The organism is Citrobacter freundii ATCC 8090 = MTCC 1658 = NBRC 12681 (assembly GCF_011064845.1).
In the GTDB taxonomy this organism is placed as follows: domain Bacteria; phylum Pseudomonadota; class Gammaproteobacteria; order Enterobacterales; family Enterobacteriaceae; genus Citrobacter; species Citrobacter freundii.
The window spans coordinates 796,056-811,767 of record NZ_CP049015.1; the positions used below are offsets into that span (position 1 = coordinate 796,056).

13 protein-coding genes and 1 riboswitch are annotated in these 15,712 nt (G+C 54.7%); of the genes, 7 read left to right on the forward strand and 6 right to left on the reverse strand.

Going from position 1 to position 15,712, the window contains the following annotated elements:
• Positions 1 to 8: 8 nt before the first annotated feature.
• A complete protein-coding gene (gene araA / locus G4551_RS03880; RefSeq protein ID WP_003837393.1) occupies positions 9 to 1,511 on the reverse strand; it encodes an L-arabinose isomerase in 1,503 nt (500 codons plus the stop codon).
• A 10-nt stretch (positions 1,512 to 1,521) separates the two neighbouring features.
• A complete protein-coding gene (gene araB / locus G4551_RS03885) occupies positions 1,522 to 3,231 on the reverse strand; it encodes a ribulokinase (RefSeq protein WP_003837395.1) in 1,710 nt (569 codons plus the stop codon).
• Between the two features lie 339 nt (positions 3,232 to 3,570).
• Between araB and araC the strand changes: the two genes are divergently transcribed.
• On the forward strand, positions 3,571 to 4,416 hold the full coding sequence (gene araC, locus G4551_RS03890; RefSeq protein WP_003018834.1) for an arabinose operon transcriptional regulator AraC: 846 nt from the start codon (positions 3,571 to 3,573) through the stop codon (positions 4,414 to 4,416).
• Positions 4,417 to 4,535: 119 nt separating this feature from the next.
• Complete coding sequence (locus G4551_RS03895; RefSeq protein ID WP_003837398.1) at positions 4,536 to 5,303, forward strand: DedA family protein; 768 nt, start codon at positions 4,536 to 4,538, stop codon at positions 5,301 to 5,303.
• A 44-nt stretch (positions 5,304 to 5,347) separates the two neighbouring features.
• Here G4551_RS03895 and thiQ read toward each other — a convergent pair whose 3' ends face one another.
• The 4 genes from thiQ to sgrR all read right to left on the reverse strand — a co-directional run bounded on the left by thiQ (position 5,348) and on the right by sgrR (position 10,442).
• On the reverse strand, positions 5,348 to 6,046 hold the full coding sequence (thiQ, locus tag G4551_RS03900) for a thiamine ABC transporter ATP-binding protein ThiQ (RefSeq protein ID WP_003837401.1): 699 nt from the start codon (positions 6,044 to 6,046) through the stop codon (positions 5,348 to 5,350).
• Positions 6,030 to 7,640 (reverse strand): thiamine/thiamine pyrophosphate ABC transporter permease ThiP, encoded by a 1,611-nt coding sequence (gene thiP / locus G4551_RS03905; RefSeq protein WP_003837403.1) that lies wholly within the window; start codon positions 7,638 to 7,640, stop codon positions 6,030 to 6,032. The genes thiQ and thiP overlap by 17 nt, the downstream gene beginning before the upstream one ends.
• Positions 7,616 to 8,599: a thiamine ABC transporter substrate binding subunit gene (thiB, locus tag G4551_RS03910; RefSeq protein ID WP_003837404.1), complete on the reverse strand. Its 984-nt coding sequence runs from the start codon at positions 8,597 to 8,599 to the stop codon at positions 7,616 to 7,618. Before thiB ends, thiP begins: the two co-directional genes overlap by 25 nt.
• Before the next feature lie 30 nt (positions 8,600 to 8,629).
• Positions 8,630 to 8,753, reverse strand: a riboswitch (TPP riboswitch).
• Positions 8,754 to 8,786: 33 nt separating this feature from the next.
• On the reverse strand, positions 8,787 to 10,442 hold the full coding sequence (gene sgrR / locus G4551_RS03915) for an HTH-type transcriptional regulator SgrR (RefSeq protein ID WP_003837406.1): 1,656 nt from the start codon (positions 10,440 to 10,442) through the stop codon (positions 8,787 to 8,789).
• 99 nt (positions 10,443 to 10,541) lie between these two features.
• Here sgrR and sgrT point away from each other — a divergent pair, with 99 nt between their 5' ends.
• From sgrT to idnR, 5 genes are all read left to right on the forward strand, one after another.
• Positions 10,542 to 10,670: a glucose uptake inhibitor SgrT gene (sgrT, locus tag G4551_RS03920; RefSeq protein WP_003018817.1), complete on the forward strand. Its 129-nt coding sequence runs from the start codon at positions 10,542 to 10,544 to the stop codon at positions 10,668 to 10,670.
• Between the two features lie 373 nt (positions 10,671 to 11,043).
• Positions 11,044 to 12,222 carry a sugar efflux transporter gene (locus G4551_RS03925; protein WP_003837408.1) on the forward strand — a complete coding sequence of 393 codons (1,179 nt, stop codon included), beginning with the start codon at positions 11,044 to 11,046 and terminating at the stop codon, positions 12,220 to 12,222.
• A 278-nt stretch (positions 12,223 to 12,500) separates the two neighbouring features.
• The gene (gene idnO / locus G4551_RS03930) at positions 12,501 to 13,265 is read left to right on the forward strand and encodes a gluconate 5-dehydrogenase (protein ID WP_003837410.1); all 765 of its coding nucleotides are present in this window, start codon (positions 12,501 to 12,503) and stop codon (positions 13,263 to 13,265) included.
• A gap of 58 nt (positions 13,266 to 13,323) precedes the next feature.
• Positions 13,324 to 14,607, forward strand: coding sequence for an MFS transporter (locus G4551_RS03935; RefSeq protein WP_003837412.1), 1,284 nt, complete (start codon positions 13,324 to 13,326; stop codon positions 14,605 to 14,607).
• Positions 14,608 to 14,689: 82 nt separating this feature from the next.
• Entirely contained in the window at positions 14,690 to 15,682 is a 993-nt protein-coding gene (idnR, locus tag G4551_RS03940) for a DNA-binding transcriptional regulator IdnR (RefSeq protein WP_003837414.1), read from the forward strand.
• The last annotated feature ends 30 nt before the right edge of the window (positions 15,683 to 15,712 follow it).

Genomic DNA, 15,712 nt, shown 5'->3' on the forward strand with positions numbered 1-15,712 from the left:
TTCGACAATTAACGTTTGAACCCGTAATACACTTCGTTCCAGCGCAGCGCGTCCTTAAAGGCCGGCAGGCGGGTATCGTTATCGATCACCGCGATCTCGATATCGTGCATTTCAGCGAACTGGCGCATATCGTTCAGATCCAGCGCGTGGCTGAACACGGTGTGGTGCGCGCCGCCGGCCAGGATCCAGGCTTCAGATGCGGTCGGCAGATCGGGTTGAGCTTTCCACAGCGCGTTAGCTACAGGCAGTTTCGGCAGGGAGTGCGGTGTCTGTACCGTGTCGATGCAGTTAACCAGCAGGCGAAAACGATCTCCGAGATCGATCAGGCTGGCAACCACGGCCGGGCCGGCTTTGGTGTTGAAGATCAGACGGGCGGGATCGTCTTTACCACCAATGCCGAGGTGCTGTACGTCGAGGATCGGTTTCTCTTCCACCGCGATGGACGGGCAAACTTCCAGCATGTGCGAACCGAGTACCAGATCGTTGCCTTTCTCGAAGTGGTAGGTGTAATCCTCCATAAATGAGGTGCCGCCCTGCAGACCGGTTGACATCACCTTCATGATGCGAAGCAGAGCGGCGGTTTTCCAGTCGCCTTCGCCCGCAAAGCCATAGCCTTGCTGCATCAGACGCTGTACGGCCAGACCCGGAAGCTGTTTCAGGCCGTGTAAATCTTCAAATGTGGTGGTGAAGGCGTGGAATCCACCCTGTTCCAGGAAGCGCTTCATCCCCAGTTCAATACGGGCAGCTTCCAGGACGTTCTGACGTTTTTCACCGTGGACTTGCGTCGCCGCCGTCATGGTGTAAGTGCTTTCATACTCATCGATTAGCGCGTTGATTTCGCCGTCGCTAATTGCGTTCACGACCTGCACCAGATCGCCCACGGCCCAGGTGTTTACCGAGAAGCCGAACTTGATCTGCGCAGCGACTTTATCGCCATCGGTGACCGCAACTTCGCGCATGTTGTCGCCAAAGCGGCAGACTTTCAGGTGGCGGGTATCCTGTTTGGACACGGCCTGGCGCATCCAGGAGCCAATACGTTCATGCGCTTGTTTATCCTGCCAGTGACCGGTGACCACGGCATGCTGCTGACGCATACGTGCGCCGATGAAGCCGAACTCACGACCGCCGTGCGCGGTTTGGTTCAGGTTCATAAAGTCCATATCAATGCTGTCCCACGGCAGGGCGGCGTTGAACTGGGTGTGGAACTGAAGTAGCGGTTTATTAAGGATAGTCAGGCCGTTGATCCACATTTTGGCCGGGGAGAAGGTATGCAGCCAGACCACAATCCCTGCACAGCGATCGTCGTAGTTAGCGTCACGACAGATTGCGGTAATCTCGTCAGGGGAAGTGCCCAGCGGTTTTAATACCAGCTTACAGGGCAGTTTGGCTTCAGTATTCAGTGCGTTAACGACGTGCTCCGCATGTTGGGTTACCTGACGCAGGGTTTCAGGGCCATACAGATGCTGGCTACCAATCACAAACCACACTTCATAGTTATCAAAAATCGTCATTGTCGTGTCCTTAATGTGTCAGGGTTGCCAGGTCTACCGGGGCTTGTTGCGCCGGAGCGGCAGTCGGAAGGTATTGTTGTTCAGCGCTTACCGCCCACTGCTGATAGCGGCGGTAGAGTTGTTCAAAACGTTGAGCCTGCTCTGGGCGAGGTTGCAGCGTGTTTTCCACGGCGCTTGCCATTTGCTGCTGAGCGGCTGGGATATCCGCGTGTACTTTCGCGGCAACGGCAGCGAAGATAGCCGCACCGAGTGCGCAGCACTGGTCTGAAGCGACAATCTGTAGCGGGCGGTTCAGCACGTCACAGCAGGCCTGCATGATGACCGGGTTCTTGCGCGCGATACCGCCAAGCGCCATTACGTTGTTAACCGCAATGCCTTGTTCGGTGAAGCATTCCATAATGGCGCGTGCGCCAAAGGCCGTGGCGGCAATCAGCCCACCGAACAGCGCTGGCGCGTCAGTTGCCAGGTTCAGATCGGTAATTACCCCTTTCAAACGCTGGTTGGCATTGGGCGTACGGCGACCGTTGAACCAGTCGAGCACCACCGGGAGATGCTCCAGTGATGGATTTTTCGCCCATGCTTCAGTGAGTGCAGGCAGCAGCTGTTTTTGACTGGCTTTAATCTGGGACTGCAGTTCCGGATGCTGTGCGGCAAGCTGTTCCAGAGGCCAGCTCAGCACGCGGCTAAACCAGGCATAGATATCGCCGAATGCAGACTGGCCAGCTTCGAGGCCAATAAAACTAGGTACCACGCTGCCATCAACCTGGCCGCAAATGCCTTTCACCGCGCGTTCGCCAACGCTGTGTTTGTCGGCAATCAGAATGTCGCAGGTCGACGTGCCGATGACTTTCACCAGCGTGTTAGGCTGTGCGCCTGCGCCAACCGCGCCCATATGGCAGTCAAAAGCACCGCCTGCAATCACCACGCTTTCCGGTAGCCCCAGGCGCTGTGCCCACTCAGCGCACAGGGTGCCAACCGGCAGATCCGCGGTGAAGGTATCGGTAAACATTGGGTATTGCAGATGGCGGTTGAGGATGGGGTCGAGTTCGTCAAAGAAACTGGCTGGCGGCAGACCACCCCAGCTTTCATGCCACAGGGATTTATGTCCGGCGCTGCAGCGACCGCGACGAATATCCTGTGGGCGTACGGTGTTGGAGAGCAGGGCCGGAACCCAATCGCATAGCTCAATCCACGAGACCGCAGCTTCGGCTACCGCATGGTCCTGACGAGTTACATGCAGGATTTTGGCCCAGAACCATTCGCTGGAATAAATGCCGCCGATATAGCGGGAGTAATCGATCTTGCCCGGTGTGTGGCACAGGCGGGTGATTTCTTCGGCTTCTTCTACTGAGGTATGATCTTTCCACAGGACAAACATTGCATTCGGGTTTTCCGCGAACTCCGGACGCAGTGCCAGTACGTTACCGTCTGCATCGATGGGCGCCGGGGTTGAGCCGGTACTGTCAACGCCGATCCCGACCACTTCCGCGCGCTGTTCAGCGCTCAGTTCGGCCAATACGGTTTTCAGCGCCGCTTCCATGGATTCAATGTAGTCGCGCGGATGATGGCGAAACTGGTTGTTTGGGCCATCGCAATACTGCCCTTCCTGCCAACGTGGATACCACTCAACGCTGGTGGCGATCTCTTCGCCGGTGGCACATTCCACCGCCAAAGCGCGTACTGAATCACTACCAAAATCGAGGCCAATTGCAATCGCCATCGTCTTACTCCATCCAAAAATACGGGTATGGATAAACAGTAGTGAGTAGCGATAAAAACCGTCAGGCAGGATCCGCTAATCTTATGGATTAAAATGCTGTGGCATCACAAAGTGTGACGCTGTGCAAATAATCAATGTGGACATTTCTGCCGTAGTTATAGACACTTTTGTTAGCCGATTTTGACGTTGGCGTAGTACATGTTTTTTACAAAGAGCTTTTCACAAGCGGGATTGGTGGTCCATTACCGCAAATACAGCGGCCCGCAGGGGCGACAGCGATGATGTCTGGCGTAATATGGACAAATTGTTTCTTGGCAGGACATAGGGAGTATTGAAATTATGGCTGAAACGCAAAACGATCCCCTGTTGCCAGGTTATTCGTTTAACGCGCATTTGGTGGCCGGATTAACCCCCATTGAGGCGAACGGATACCTGGATTTTTTTATCGACAGGCCGCTGGGTATGAAGGGTTATATCCTCAATCTCACCATCCGTGGCGAAGGGGTTATCAATAATCAGGGCAAGCAGTTTGTCTGTCGGCCTGGCGATATTCTGTTGTTTCCACCAGGAGAAATTCACCACTACGGACGCCACCCTGACGCCAGCGAGTGGTATCACCAGTGGGTTTACTTTCGCCCGCGCGCCTACTGGCAGGAGTGGCTGACCTGGCCAGCCATTTTTGCCCAGACCGGTTTTTTCCGCCCGGATGAAGCGCATCAGCCGCATTTTAACGAGCTGTTTGGGCAGATAATTAACGCCGGGCAGGGAGAAGGTCGTTATTCCGAACTGCTGGCGATTAATTTACTGGAACAGTTGTTGCTCCGACGTATGGAAGCCATCAATGAATCGCTACACCCGCCCATGGACAACCGCGTCCGCGATGCCTGCCAGTACATCAGCGATCACCTGGCGGACAGCAATTTTGATATCGCCAGCGTCGCGCAGCACGTCTGCCTGTCGCCTTCCCGTTTGTCGCATCTGTTCCGTCAGCAGTTAGGTATCAGCGTATTAAGCTGGCGCGAGGACCAGCGCATCAGCCAGGCGAAGCTATTACTGAGTACCACACGTATGCCCATTGCCACCGTAGGTCGCAATGTTGGTTTTGACGACCAGCTCTATTTCTCTCGTGTTTTCAAAAAATGTACCGGCGCCAGTCCGAGCGAGTTTCGCGCTGGATGTGAATAAAAAGTGAATGATGTATCCTGAAAGTTGTCATAACTCGCAATCTATTCAGACAATTGATGGCTTGACGAAGTTGAGAGGGGTTATCAAAATCCCTGCTTCGTAAATCTGACGGACACATTATGCAAGCATTGCTGGAACACTTTATTCTCCAGTCCGCCCTGTACTCTCTGATCGCCGTACTTCTGGTGGCTTTTTTGGAGTCGCTGGCGCTGGTTGGCCTGATTCTACCCGGGACCGTGATGATGGCGGGGCTGGGTGCGCTGATTGGCAGCGGTGAACTGAACTTCTGGCATGCCTGGCTTGCGGGCATTATAGGTTGCTTATTGGGGGACTGGATCTCTTTTTGGCTGGGCTGGCGCTTTAAAAAGCCATTGCACCGTTGGTCGTTCATGAAAAAGAACAAGGCGTTGCTGGATAAAACCGAGCACGCCCTGCATCAGCACAGCATGTTTACTATTCTGGTGGGGCGTTTTGTCGGACCGACGCGTCCGCTGGTGCCGATGGTAGCAGGCATGCTGGATCTGCCTGTCGCTAAATTTATCGTCCCGAATATTATCGGCTGCGTGCTGTGGCCACCGTTCTACTTCCTGCCGGGGATCCTGGCGGGAGCGGCAATTGATATTCCTTCTGATATGCAGAGCGGGGATTTCAAATGGTTGCTGCTGGCGACGGCGGTGTTGCTCTGGGTTGGCGGCTGGTTTTGCTGGCGGCTATGGCGCAGTGGCAAAGCGGCTGTCGATCGCTTAACGGCGTATTTCCCCCGCAGCCGTTTGCTGTATCTGGCGCCGTTGACGCTCGGGATCGGTGTGGTTGCGTTGGTGGCGTTACTGCGCCATCCACTGATGCCGGTGTATATCGATATTCTGCGTAAAGTCGTGGGTTACTGACGAATCTTTTGCCGGATGGCGGCTTCGCCTTATCCGGCAACGCATTATGCTTTAATGCCCAATAGCGCCGAGGCGCTAGCGTTGCCGCTTAACAGATCGTCCGTATCGCCCTGCCAGGCGATGCGCCCGTCGGCGACCACAATCGAGCGGGGCGCAATTCGCGCCGCATCTTCTACGCTGTGGGAAACCATCAGTAACGTCAGCTGCTTCTCGCGACAGACTTCGGCCACCAGCGTTAGCATCTCCTGGCGCAGCGCGGGATCAAGTGCAGAGAACGGTTCATCAAGCAGTAAAATAGGTTGTTCCCGCACCAGACAACGCGCCAGCGCCACGCGCTGCCGCTGCCCGCCGGAAAGCTCACCGGGGAGGCGTTCCAGCAGAGAGTCGATCCCCATTTGCTGGGCGATGTGGAGTATTTTCTCCCGCTGCGATGCGTTAAGCTTCAATCCAGGATTCAGGCCCAGGCCGATGTTTTGCTGTACGCTCAGATGGCTGAACAGGTTGTTTTCCTGAAACAGCATAGAAACAGGACGGCGCGAGGGTGGTGTCGTGGTGTGATCTTCACCGTCAATCACCATGTTACCGCTGGCAGGCGTGAGAAAGCCGGCAATCAGATTCAGTAGCGTACTTTTCCCGGCGCCGCTGGGCCCGAGTATCGCTATCTGATCACCGCGCGCGACCGACAGCGTAAAGCGCATGGGCAGATGGTGATAAAGCCATGTGATATCAATCAGTTTTAACATTTCGACCCGGCAATTTCTCAATAACGGTAAACAGCGTAAAGCACAGGATCAGCAGTAATAACGCCGTAACTGCGCCATCCTGACTGCGATAAGAGCCAATCTGCTGATATAAATAAAACGGCAGGGTGCGGAAATCCTCATTACCAAATAACGCCACTACGCCAAAATCGCCAATCGACAGCACGCAGGCAAACGCCATCGCCTGTGCCAGCGGGCGCTTCAGGGCGCGCAGTTCAACCACTTTCAGGCGCGACCATCCCTCAATGCCCAACGACTGGCACAACATACTATAGCGCGCAGTGACGTCACGCATTGGGTTTTCCAGCACCTTCAAAGCATAAGGGATCGCCATCAGCGCATTGGTAAAAATGACAATGCCGTCGGCAGATTCGGGAAGCCCAATAGTGTTATTGAGCAGCAGAAAGAAGCCGGTTGCCAGCACGATACCCGGCATGGCGAGGATCATCATGCCGCTCAGCTCCAGCATCTGACCTGCCAGCACCTGCTGTCGTGCACGAAGTTCACGACTGCTCCATAACAGCATCATGGTGAGTATGACGCATAACGCTCCTGCTGCTAATGCGATGCGCAGCGAGGTTCCCAGCGCCTGCCACAGCACTGGCTGCATCAGTACATCCAGAACATGGCGGTTTAAGCCATCGACAATCACCGCCAGCAGCGGCGGCAGCAACAGCAACAGGGCCAGAATAATCAGGATTGCGTCAGTCAGTCGGCTGTGCAGGCGATCGTCAGGATCGCGCCAGCCTTGTACCAGGGTAGCACCGGGAGCAATCGCGCGGCTCAGACGTTGACTGAGAAGCACCAGCGCCAAACAACAAACCATCTGGATCAACGCCAGCATGGCTGCGCGGGCAGGATCGTAATCAAAATTCAGCGCCTGATAGATAGCCAGCTCGATGGTCGTGGCCTGTGGCCCGCCGCCCAGCGACAGAACGGTGGCGAAGCTGGCGAAGCACAGCATAAAGATGAGTGCTGCGACGGGCAGGATCTGACGACGCAGCCACGGCCATTCAACAAAACGGAAGAAATGCCAGCCGCGCATCCCGAGTTGAGCGGCTAACTGTCGCTGTTCGCCGGGAATATTCTCCAGCGACTGCAACAGCAGACGGCTGGCCATTGGCAGATTGAAAAAGACGTGCGCCAGCAGAATGCCCTGCAAACCGTAAGGCGAAAAGGTCCATTCCAGCCCGAAGACATGCCAGAGTGAGGCCAGCCAGCCCTGACGACCATAGACGCTAAGAATACCGAAGACCGCGACCAGCACCGGCAGGATTAACGTCATGGCGCACAGGCGCAGCAGCGCCAGACGTCCTGGAAAACGGCGACGATAGAGCGCTCTGGCAAGGAAAATCGCCGGGACAACCGACAGCACAGCGGATAGAAAAGCCTGCCAGAAAGAAAAGCGCACCACGTGCCACAGGTAGTCATCTTGCCACAGCGAGAACCACTCTCCCTGCGGGGCGTTAAACCACAGTGCCAGAAACGCGGCCAGGGCAACGGCCACCATCAGCGTGGCGGCGGTAAGCCCTGGAACCAGCCAGCCGGGGATTAACGGCTGACGGCGCGTTGCCATTCGCTAATCCATGCCTGACGTTGAGTTGCAACCTGCTGCGGCGTAAATTCCAACGCGGTGGTCGGTTTATTCAGGTGCTCGAATCCTGACGGCAGGGCGACTTGCGTCACAGGATACATCCAGTTGCCGGTCGGAATCGCATTCTGGAATGCCGGAGACACCATGAACTTCAGGAATTTCTCGGCCAGTTCCGGCTGCTTGCTGGCCGCTGTGCGGGCGGCGACTTCCACCTGCAAATAGTGGCCTTCACTAAAATTAGCGGCGGCGTAGTTGTCTTTTTTCTCGGCGATGATGTGATAGGCCGGAGAGGTGGTGTAGCTGAGCACCAGATCGCTTTCACCTTTCAGGAACAGGCCGTAGGCTTCGCTCCAGCCCTTGGTGACGGTGACGGTTTTGGCTGCCAGTTTCTGCCACGCCTCTGGCGCTTTATCACCATAGACTTTCTGCATCCATAGCAGCAGACCCAGACCTGGCGTGCTGGTGCGTGGATCCTGATAAATGACGCGCCATTTTTGGTCGCTCTCTACCAGTTCTTTCAGGCTTTTGGGCGGATTCTTCAGCTTGCTCTTATCATAAACGAAGGCGAAATAACCGTAGTCAAACGGCACGAAGGTATCGTTTTTCCAGCCGCCGGGTACGTTAACGGTGTCGTTTGCTACACCACTTTTGGCAAACAGTTTGGTTTGTGTGGCGGCTTCCAGAAGGTTGTTATCCAGACCCAGCACGACGTCGGCTTTGCTGTTTTTTCCTTCCATGCGCAGGCGGTTAAGCAGCGAGACGCCATCTTCCAGCGCGACCAGTTTCAGCTCGCAATTGCAGTCAGCTTCAAAGGCTTTTTTGATTGTTGGGCCCGGGCCCCAGTCAGCTGCGAACGAGTCGTAGGTATAGACGGTCAGTACAGGTTTGGCGAAGACAGGCGCTGCGCACAGCAGTAAAAGCGGAAGACATTTTTTAAACACTTTGCACCTCAAGAGTTGGGTGGCAAAGGACTTGAGATAAGCCTCAAATCCCTTCGCCGGCATTATCCGGATCAGGTTCGACGGGTATCTCTCAGCCCATACGCAGATCGAATGATTTTGTGTATGTTTTTATTTAGCACCCCGTTGAGAACGGCGTTAGTGTAATGATTTTGTTGCTTAGCAGCAATTAAGGATCCGGCGGAGCAAACCACGCCGATTTAAAATCAAACCAGCCGAGGGTATTCATGCGCAGCCCGCGCATACTGCGCTGTCCCTGAATGATCAGCCAGTGGTGGATTAATGGCACAATGGCCTTTGTGGCGAGCAGCTGTTGGCACCATGCTGCCAGGCTCATTTCGCCCGTTCGCCAGCGAGCCGCATCGTTTTCCCAGTCCCGCGAGATACAGTTTTGCAGCAACGGGACTTCGCATAAATGGGCGAACAGTGAGAAGTCGAGCGGTAGGGTAAAGTTGGCGCTGTTGAGCCAGATATCGCTGACGATTTCACCTGCATGCCATTGATCGTAGTCGATCTCCTGAATATTCAACTGCACCTGATGTTGCGCGAGCAATGTCTTCATGATCTGCGCGATAATCCGGTGTTCGATGTGATCGCGATAGTAAGTGATTGTCAGCGTTTCCAGCCCGGCGGGTTTTTCACCATGGCCGGGTTTTGCGTGATGCCAGCGGGGGAGTAAACCATACGCGGGAAACCACAGTCGCTGGTACTGTTCGTCGGCGTGGCAGATTAAATTCGTTGGCGAGAGAATGCGGCTTACCCATTCACGGACCTCCTGGTTAGTGCCACGGTGGCTACGCGCATCAAACAGCAGGTAGTAGCAACCTTCTTCGAGGCGGCTTTCGATCGCCTTTTCATCCTCTGTGGGACCTTTTAGCGTTAACCCGCCGCCAGGCTCTTCTCCGATGTCGGGTAATACCCAAACGTTAACTTCGTCGATCAGGGCCCGGTAGCCAAAGTAATCATCAAATGCATGAATTTTCAGTTGGTTATTGGTGTTTCGTATTACCGCATACGGACCGGTACCAATCGGGTGACTGGAGAAGTTGTTTAGCGTTTCCCATTCCCGCGGCAGGATCATGGCGGGGACCTGCCCCAATAGCCAGGGAAGCCAGCGGTCTGGCTGGGCCAGATGGATATCCAGCGTCCAGGCCGTGGGAGAGACGATCTGCGTGATGTGTGAGTACAGCGGCAGGCTGTTAATGCGCATCAGTGAGGCGATAACATCTGCCATTTCCAGCTCGCGGCCATGATGAAAATGGATCCCCGGACGCAGGAAGAATCGCCAGTGTAAAGGTGAAATTTGCTGCCAGTGATGGGCAATGTCCGCTTCCAGTTCCCCATTTTCCTCATTTACCCGAATTAAGGCGCTGAAGATTTGCCGGGCGATATGGGTTTCGGAGCGGCGTAATGCCGTGCCGGGGAGCAGGTTGTGCATGGGGCGATAATAGAGAACGCGCATGATATGCCGACCCTGGCGAAAGCTGCGACCCAGATGGGAGACCAGCATTTGCCGTACGGCCGTTTTATCACCGACCAGTTGCACCAGTTGATCGATGCGATCCTGTTCCAGTAGGTCTTCTGCGCGCTGCTGCTGGAGCGCCAGCCCGGTATAGAGGAATGTCAGCCGCGAGCGTTTACCTCGTCCAACTTCAGCTTCCCACGTTAACCAGCCGCGATCTTGCATGGTATTAAGCAGCGTACGCATATGGCGGCGCGAGCAGCTCAGCAGATCCGCCAGCTCGTTGAGCGTCGTGTCTTGCGTTTTGCCGTCACAGCATTGCCACAGACGGATGAACTGTTGTTGCAAACGACCAGAAGACATAAAAGGGGAACTCCTGCGGAAAACTCAGCAATTTTATAATCCCTATATTAAGCCAATAATAGATTCCGATGAAGCGATGAGACAACGAAGGGGTCATCTATGCGTCAGTTCTGGTTGAAGTACTTTACCACGACGGAAAAATCGTCCTGGTTGGCTTGCCTGAGCGCACCGCAGCGCTTAAAGATGCTCGAAGAGCTGATGCAGTGGGAGATGACATCTGACTCCTGAATTGGAAATTGCAGACATCATGTGTGACTGAGTATTGGTGCAGGCTGTATCCTGCCATTATATCTGAGCATCGCTGGTGGCTATTTTTTCACATGGCAAGGCGCGAACAGTGAAATTTGGTGAACCAAATAAGGTGTGAGCAACACAGCTATGTGAAAAAATGGCCCCAGCCCTCCGGGACGCGTGTAAAAAACGCATACTCTGCGTTGTCAGGCTTGGGAATAGATTTCTATACCCAGCGCCCTCCGCCTGGATTATGCGTTTTTTACCCAGCGTCGATGCCAGATATAATGGCAGGATACAGCCTCGTTCACCCGCCAGCAGGTATTATCTGCTGGCTTTTTTCGTTTCAGCTGCGCTTAAAAGGAAAGATATGCTCTGGATTATGACCATGGGACGGCGCCTCAACGGCGTTTACGCGGCATTTATGCTGGTCGCTTTTATGATGGGCGTGGCGGGGGCATTGCAGGCACCCACCCTGAGTCTGTTCCTGAGCCGTGAAGTCGGGGCGCAGCCATTTTGGGTCGGGCTGTTTTACACCGTCAATGCGATTGTCGGGATCGTCGTCAGCCTTGGCCTGGCGAAACGATCCGACAGCCAGGGCGATCGGCGCAAGCTGATCATGTTTTGCTGCCTGATGGCGATTGGCAATGCGCTGCTGTTTGCCTTTAATCGCCACTATCTCACGCTGATCACCTGCGGTGTGCTGCTGGCCTCGCTGGCGAACACCGCCATGCCGCAGCTGTTTGCGCTGGCGCGAGAATATGCTGATAACTCCGCGCGTGAAGTGGTGATGTTTAGCTCGGTGATGCGTGCGCAGCTTTCGTTGGCCTGGGTGATAGGACCGCCACTGGCATTCATGCTGGCGCTGAATTACGGCTTTACGGCGATGTTTTCCATTGCCGCAGGTATTTTTGCCATTAGCCTAGTGCTGATTGCGCTGATACTGCCGTCTGTCGCGCGGGTGGAGCAGCCTGTAGACGTGCCGCTGGAACAGACCGGCGGTTGGCAGGACAAAAATGTGCGTATGTTGTTTATTGCCTCCACGCTGATGTGGACCTGCAACACCATGTACATCATTGATATGCCACTGTGGATAAGTCTTGAACTGGGCTTGCCGGACAAGCTGGCCGGGATCCTGATGGGGACGGCGGCTGGGCTGGAAATTCCGGCGATGATTCTGGCAGGCTATTACGTGAAGCGCTTTGGTAAACGGCGAATGATGATCGCGGCCGTAGCGGCAGGCGTGCTGTTTTATATTGGTTTGATCTTCTTTCACAGCCGTATGGCGCTGCTGGTGCTGCAACTGTTTAACGCGGTATTTATCGGTATTATCGCCGGGATAGGCATGCTGTGGTTTCAGGATCTGATGCCTGGACGTGCGGGGTCAGCGACCACATTATTTACCAACAGTATTTCAACGGGAGTCATTCTGGCAGGGGTGATTCAGGGGGCAGTTGCGCAAAGCTATGGTCACTATGCCGTCTATTGGGTGATTGCGGTGATTTCGGTGGTTACGCTGTGGATGACCGGGCGGGTGAAGGACGTTTAGTCCGGCGCAGTCCTGGCGTCGTAGTGCCCGGCCTGGCGATATTTTGCATTAGTTTTTGTCGTTTTTGTCGGCCGGATAAGGCGTTTACGCCGCCATCCGGCAACCTGTCCCTACGGCCTGAACGCGTTACGCTTATCAGGCCTATCCTTCTTTTTTTATCTTGCACGTAAATGTAACGTTGATCACATAACGATCATTTTCCTCTTCCTGGATCTTCTTTTTTCTACTGTTACGCGTATACAGTTACGCGTAACAGTTATCAAAAAAGGAGTTTTTTCATGAAAAACCTATTCGACCTGACCGGTAAACGCGCGCTGATTACCGGTTCCGCTCAGGGCATTGGTAACCTGCTGGCCAGCGGTCTGGCGGCGCACGGTGCTGAGATTGTTATTAACGACATTACCCAGCAGCGGGCGCAGGCGGCGGCGGACAAACTGGTGGCCGAAGGCTATCGCGCTGTTGGCTATGGATTTGATGTTACCAGCGGGGAAGAGGTGGCGTGCGCCATCGCGCAAATTGAAAAGGACGTTGGGGCCATTGATATTTTAATTAACAACGCCGGAATCCAGCGTCGTTATCCCTTCACCGAATTCCCGGAGACTGAATGGGACAAAGTGATTGATGTAAACCAGAAATCGGTCTTTCTGGTATCACAGCAGGTTTCCCGCTACATGGTGCAACGCCGCCGCGGGAAGATTATTAATATCTGCTCAATGCAAAGTGAATTAGGTCGTAAAACCATTACCCCCTACGCGGCGTCAAAAGGCGCGGTCAAAATGTTAACCCGTGGCATGTGCGTGGAACTGGCGGAATACAATATTCAGGTCAACGGTATTGCTCCCGGCTATTTCGCTACCGACATGACCACCGCGCTGGTTAACGATGAAGCATTCTCCGCCTGGCTGTTCCAGCGCACGCCCGCTGCTCGCTGGGGTAACCCGGAAGAGTTGATCGGCGCGGCGGTTTATCTCGCTGCGCCCGCCTCTGACTTTGTGAATGGGCATCTTCTGTTTGTCGATGGCGGCATGCTGGCCGCTGTTTGATCGCTAACGAGGCCGCGGGAAGCAACCTCATCCTTTAATGATAATCCAAGGAGTGAGTATGAATATGCTCGCAAAACTGCCAGCGCGTCGCTGGTGGTATTTAATGCCGATTATTTTTATTACCTACAGCTTAGCTTATCTCGACCGCGCCAATTACGGCTTTGCCGCTGCCGCTGGTATCGAACACGATTTAGGGATCACCCAGGGCACGGCCTCGCTGATTGGCGCGCTCTTTTTCCTGGGATATTTCTTTTTCCAGGTGCCTGGCGCCATGTATGCCGTTAAACATAGCGTCCGTAAAATGATTTTTTACAGCCTGATCCTCTGGGGGCTTTGTGCCGCGGCGACCGGCTTTGTCAGCAATATCCCAACGCTGATGGCGATCCGCTTTATTCTCGGCATCGTCGAAGCGGCGGTGATGCCCGCGATGCTGATTTATATCAGCAACTGGTTTACCAAAACTGAACGCTCGCGCGCCAACACCTTTTTAATTCTCGGTAACCCGGTCACAGTGCTGTGGATGTCGATTGTCTCTGGCTACCTGATTGAAGCCTGGGGCTGGCGCGAAATGTTTATCATTGAAGGTATTCCTGCGGTGATCTGGGCTTTCTGCTGGGTGATTCTGGTGCGCGACAAACCGGCGGATGCGGGTTGGTTGAGCGAGCAGGAGAAGCAGGCGTTACAGCAGGCGATGGACCGCGAGCAGCGGGACATCAAACCGATGCGCAACTACGGTGAAGCGATGCGTTCACGCAGCGTCATTATGCTTTGCGCGGTGCATGCGCTGTGGAGCATCGGGGTGTATGGCTTCATGATGTGGATGCCGTCGATTCTGAAAAACGCGGCGCAGATGGATATTGTGGCGGTGGGCTGGCTGGCGGCAGTGCCGTATCTGGCGGCGATCTGCCTGATGCTGACGGTTTCCTGGCTGTCCGATAAATACCAGAACCGTAAGCTGTTTATCTGGCCGCTGCTGCTGATTGCTGCCATTGCGTTCTTTGCCTCGTGGATGCTGGGCAACCAGTCCTTCTGGCTCTCTTACGCGCTGCTGGTCGTGGCCGCCGCCTGTATGTATGCGCCTTACGGACCGTTCTTTGCGCTGATCCCCGAACTGCTGCCGCGCAACGTCTCCGGCGTGTCGATGGGAATGATCAACAGTTTTGGCGCGTTAGGGGCATTCCTCGGCGCGTGGCTGGTGGGTTACCTCAACGGCGTGACCGGCGGGCCGGGCGTCTCCTACACCTTCATGGCGATTGCTCTGCTGTCATCGGTGGTGCTGATGTACTGCGTTCGTGCGCAAAATGAAACCACGTCGCCGTCGGCTGAGATGGTAACGCGTTAAGGTTGAGCGAGGAGTGCAGTCGCTAACCGGCTGTGATAAGGTTCTCTGCGAGCATAATGGGATGTTGGTCGTAGAGAACCTCATGAAAAACAATCGGATGACATTACAGGATATCGCTAATCTGGCCGGTCTGAATAAGATGACGGTCAGCCGTTATCTGCGTAACCCGAATCAGGTGTCGCAACGCAGCCGTGAATTGATTTCGAAAGTGATGGAAGAGAACAACTACATTCCTAACCGCGCGCCGGAAATATTGCTCAATGCGCGCAGTAAAACCATCGGCGTGTTGATCCCTTCTTTTCGTAACCAGATTTTTGCCGACGTGCTGGCGGGAATTGAATCCGTCACCTCGGCTTGCCAGTACCAGACGTTGATCGCCAACTACGAATATGACGCCGAGCGTGAAGAACGCGAGGTGCTGAATCTGCTCTCTTACAATATCGACGGCCTGATCCTCACGGGAAAGCTGCATACCGAGCGGATGATCCAGTACGTGCGCGCCAGCGGCGTACCTGTGGCGGAACTGATGGATATTAGCGGCCAGTATCTTGATATTCAGGTTGGGTTTGATAACGAAAAAGCCGCGTTTGAAATGACGCAGGCTTTTATCGACAGCGGCAAACGCAGCATTGCTTTCTTTGGCTCGATGGACGACCCCCGCGACCTTAGCCGTTTTCGCGGTACCGGGAAAGCGCTGGCAGCGCAGGGGCTGGAAGCGTACCACCTGGCGCCAAAAACGATTTCGTCGGTGGCGCTGGGCCGCAAGATGTTTCAGCAGGCGATGGCGGAAAAGCCGGATATTGACGCTATTTTCTGTACCAACGATGACCTGGCGGTTGGCGTGCTGCTGGAGTGTCAGGCACAGCAGTACGATGTGCCGGGAAAAATGGCGATTGCCGGTTTCCACGGGCTGGAAATTGGCCGCGCGCGGCTGCAAAAAATCGCCAGCGTGATTACACCACGCTATGAGATTGGCAAAACGGCGGCAGATATTCTGATTAAGCGTTTGAACGGTAAAGATGCGCCGGGCAGCGTTAACCTCGGTTACCAAATCTATTACGGCGATACGCTGTAGGCGAAGAGTAGAGGCTGGCCACCGTGCGGT

Excerpts from the sequence above, each read along its gene's own strand:
- araA (WP_003837393.1), bottom strand. The coding sequence starts at position 1,511 with ATGACGATTTTTGATAACTATGAAGTGTGGTTTGTGATTGGTAGCCAG.
- araB (WP_003837395.1), bottom strand. The coding sequence starts at position 3,231 with ATGGCGATTGCAATTGGCCTCGATTTTGGTAGTGATTCAGTACGCGCT.
- araC (WP_003018834.1), top strand. The coding sequence starts at position 3,571 with ATGGCTGAAACGCAAAACGATCCCCTGTTGCCAGGTTATTCGTTTAAC.
- G4551_RS03895 (WP_003837398.1), top strand. The coding sequence starts at position 4,536 with ATGCAAGCATTGCTGGAACACTTTATTCTCCAGTCCGCCCTGTACTCT.
- thiQ (WP_003837401.1), bottom strand. The coding sequence starts at position 6,046 with ATGTTAAAACTGATTGATATCACATGGCTTTATCACCATCTGCCCATG.
- thiP (WP_003837403.1), bottom strand. The coding sequence starts at position 7,640 with ATGGCAACGCGCCGTCAGCCGTTAATCCCCGGCTGGCTGGTTCCAGGG.
- sgrR (WP_003837406.1), bottom strand. The coding sequence starts at position 10,442 with ATGTCTTCTGGTCGTTTGCAACAACAGTTCATCCGTCTGTGGCAATGC.
- sgrT (WP_003018817.1), top strand. The coding sequence starts at position 10,542 with ATGCGTCAGTTCTGGTTGAAGTACTTTACCACGACGGAAAAATCGTCC.
- G4551_RS03925 (WP_003837408.1), top strand. The coding sequence starts at position 11,044 with ATGCTCTGGATTATGACCATGGGACGGCGCCTCAACGGCGTTTACGCG.
- idnO (WP_003837410.1), top strand. The coding sequence starts at position 12,501 with ATGAAAAACCTATTCGACCTGACCGGTAAACGCGCGCTGATTACCGGT.
- G4551_RS03935 (WP_003837412.1), top strand. The coding sequence starts at position 13,324 with ATGAATATGCTCGCAAAACTGCCAGCGCGTCGCTGGTGGTATTTAATG.
- idnR (WP_003837414.1), top strand. The coding sequence starts at position 14,690 with ATGAAAAACAATCGGATGACATTACAGGATATCGCTAATCTGGCCGGT.